This window comes from Pseudoalteromonas sp. CO348 (assembly GCF_004208845.1).
GTDB lineage: Bacteria > Pseudomonadota > Gammaproteobacteria > Enterobacterales > Alteromonadaceae > Pseudoalteromonas > Pseudoalteromonas maricaloris.
On sequence record NZ_SGPI01000045.1, the window covers coordinates 1 to 3191 of the forward strand.

Genomic DNA, 3191 nt, shown 5'->3' on the forward strand with positions numbered 1-3191 from the left:
TTTGGGTTGTATGGTTAAGTGACTAAGCGTACACGGTGGATGCCTTGGCAGTTGGAGGCGATGAAGGACGTACTAACTTGCGATAAGCCTAGTCAAGCCAGTAAGAGGCGCTTGAGACTAGGATTTCCGAATGGGGAAACCCACCTGCTTGCAGGTATCGTTAACTGAATACATAGGTTAGCGAGGCGAACGCGGAGAACTGAAACATCTAAGTACCCGTAGGAAAAGAAATCAACCGAGATTCCGAAAGTAGCGGCGAGCGAAATCGGACCAGCCCTTAAGCTTTAGTGTAGTTAGTGGAACATGCTGGAAAGCATGACGAAACAGGGTGATAGTCCCGTACACAAAAACTTATCTAAAGTGAAATCGAGTAGGTCGGAGCACGTGAAACTTTGACTGAATATGGGGGGACCATCCTCCAAGGCTAAATACTCCCAACTGACCGATAGTGAACCAGTACCGTGAGGGAAAGGCGAAAAGAACCCCTGTGAGGGGAGTGAAATAGAACCTGAAACCGTGTACGTACAAGCAGTAGGAGCCTACTTGTTGGGTGACTGCGTACCTTTTGTATAATGGGTCAGCGACTTATATTCTGTAGCGAGGTTAACCATTTAGGGGAGCCGTAGCGAAAGCGAGTCTTAACTGGGCGCTTAAGTTGCAGGGTATAGACCCGAAACCCGGTGATCTAGCCATGGGCAGGTTGAAGGTTGAGTAACATCAACTGGAGGACCGAACCCACTAACGTTGAAAAGTTAGGGGATGACCTGTGGCTAGGAGTGAAAGGCTAATCAAACCGGGAGATAGCTGGTTCTCCCCGAAATCTATTTAGGTAGAGCCTCGGACGAATACTTACGGGGGTAGAGCACTGTTAAGGCTAGGGGGTCATCCCGACTTACCAACCCTTTGCAAACTCCGAATACCGTAAAGTAATATCCGGGAGACACACGGCGGGTGCTAACGTCCGTCGTGGAGAGGGAAACAACCCAGACCGTCAGCTAAGGTCCCAAAGTGTATGTTAAGTGGGAAACGATGTGGGAAGGCTAAAACAGCTAGGAGGTTGGCTTAGAAGCAGCCACCCTTTAAAGAAAGCGTAATAGCTCACTAGTCGAGTCGGCCTGCGCGGAAGATGTAACGGGGCTAAACATACCACCGAAGCTACGGCTGCGTACGTAAGTATGCGGGGTAGGGGAGCGTTCTGTAAGTGGCTGAAGGTGTGCCGGGAGGCATGCTGGACATATCAGAAGTGCGAATGCTGACATGAGTAACGACAAGAGGAGTGAAAAACTCCTCCGCCGGAAGACCAAGGGTTCCTATCCCATGTTAATCAGGGTAGGGTGAGTCGACCCCTAAGGCGAGGCTGAAGAGCGTAGTCGATGGGAAACGGGTTAATATTCCCGTACTCGGTATGAATGCGATGGGGGGACGGAGCAGGCTAGGCAAGCATGGCGTTGGTTGTCCATGTGAAAGGCTGTAGGCTGGTGACTTAGGAAAATCCGGGTTGCTAAGGCTGAGAGTCGAGACGAGCCACTAAGGTGGTGAAGTTGTTGATGCCCTACTTCCAGGAAAAGCCTCTAAGCTTCAGTTCATACTGAATCGTACCCTAAACCGACACAGGTGGTCAGGTAGAGAATACTAAGGCGCTTGAGAGAACTCGGGTGAAGGAACTAGGCAAAATTGTACCGTAACTTCGGGAGAAGGTACGCTCTTGTTTGTGAAGGACTTGCTCTGTAAGCAAACGAGAGCCGCAGTGACCAGGTGGCTGGGACTGTTTATTAAAAACACAGCACTGTGCAAAATCGTAAGATGACGTATACGGTGTGACACCTGCCCGGTGCCGGAAGGTTAATTGATGGGGTTAGCTTAGGCGAAGCTCTTGATCGAAGCCCCGGTAAACGGCGGCCGTAACTATAACGGTCCTAAGGTAGCGAAATTCCTTGTCGGGTAAGTTCCGACCTGCACGAATGGTGTAACCATGGCCACGCTGTCTCCACCCGAGACTCAGTGAAATTGAAATCGCAGTGAAGATGCTGTGTACCCGCGGCTAGACGGAAAGACCCCGTGAACCTTTACTACAGCTTGGCACTGAACATTGACCCTACATGTGTAGGATAGGTGGGAGGCTTTGAAGCAGAGACGCTAGTTTCTGTGGAGCCGACCTTGAAATACCACCCTTGTAGTGTTGATGTTCTAACTTAGGCCCCTGAATCGGGGTTGAGGACAGTGCCTGGTGGGTAGTTTGACTGGGGCGGTCTCCTCCCAAAGAGTAACGGAGGAGCACGAAGGTTTGCTAAGTACGGTCGGACATCGTACGGTTAGTGTAATGGTAGAAGCAAGCTTAACTGCGAGACAGACACGTCGAGCAGGTACGAAAGTAGGTCATAGTGATCCGGTGGTTCTGAATGGAAGGGCCATCGCTCAACGGATAAAAGGTACTCCGGGGATAACAGGCTGATACCGCCCAAGAGTTCATATCGACGGCGGTGTTTGGCACCTCGATGTCGGCTCATCACATCCTGGGGCTGAAGTCGGTCCCAAGGGTATGGCTGTTCGCCATTTAAAGTGGTACGCGAGCTGGGTTTAGAACGTCGTGAGACAGTTCGGTCCCTATCTGCCGTGGGCGTTTGAGAATTGAGAGGGGCTGCTCCTAGTACGAGAGGACCGGAGTGGACGAACCGCTGGTGTTCGGGTTGTGATGCCAATTGCATTGCCCGGTAGCTACGTTCGGAACTGATAACCGCTGAAAGCATCTAAGCGGGAAGCAGGCCTCGAGATGAGTTCTCACTTTGACTTAGAGTCAACTGAAGGGCCGTTGAAGACTACAACGTTGATAGGCGAGATGTGGAAGTGCTGTGAGGCATTAAGCTAACTCGTACTAATTACCCGTGAGGCTTAACCATACAACGCCAAAGTGGTTTATAAGCGACAGAAGTTAATAGACTAAAGTAGACAAAGAATTTAATAGCTTTTTCCGGATTTAAGAATTAAACAAGGTGACCAACCTCAGCGGTATCGCGAAATCGGTTCACCTTGCGCAAATGGAATGCTCGTGCGAGGCACGATGTCATTAAACATTTGCACCCAGATTTCCTGGTGACTATAGCGTTTTGGACCCACCTGACCCCATGCCGAACTCAGAAGTGAAACAAAACAGCGTCGATGATAGTGTGGATTACCCATGTGAAAGTAGAACA

Annotated in this window: 2 rRNA genes; both read left to right on the forward strand. The window is 50.3% G+C overall.

Annotation, left to right across the window (positions count from 1 at the left end):
* Positions 1–12: 12 nt before the first annotated feature.
* Positions 13–2897, forward strand: a 23S ribosomal RNA gene (locus tag EXT48_RS23450).
* Between the two features lie 189 nt (positions 2898–3086).
* Positions 3087–3191: ribosomal RNA gene (gene rrf, locus EXT48_RS23455) — 5S ribosomal RNA — on the forward strand; the annotation flags it as partial.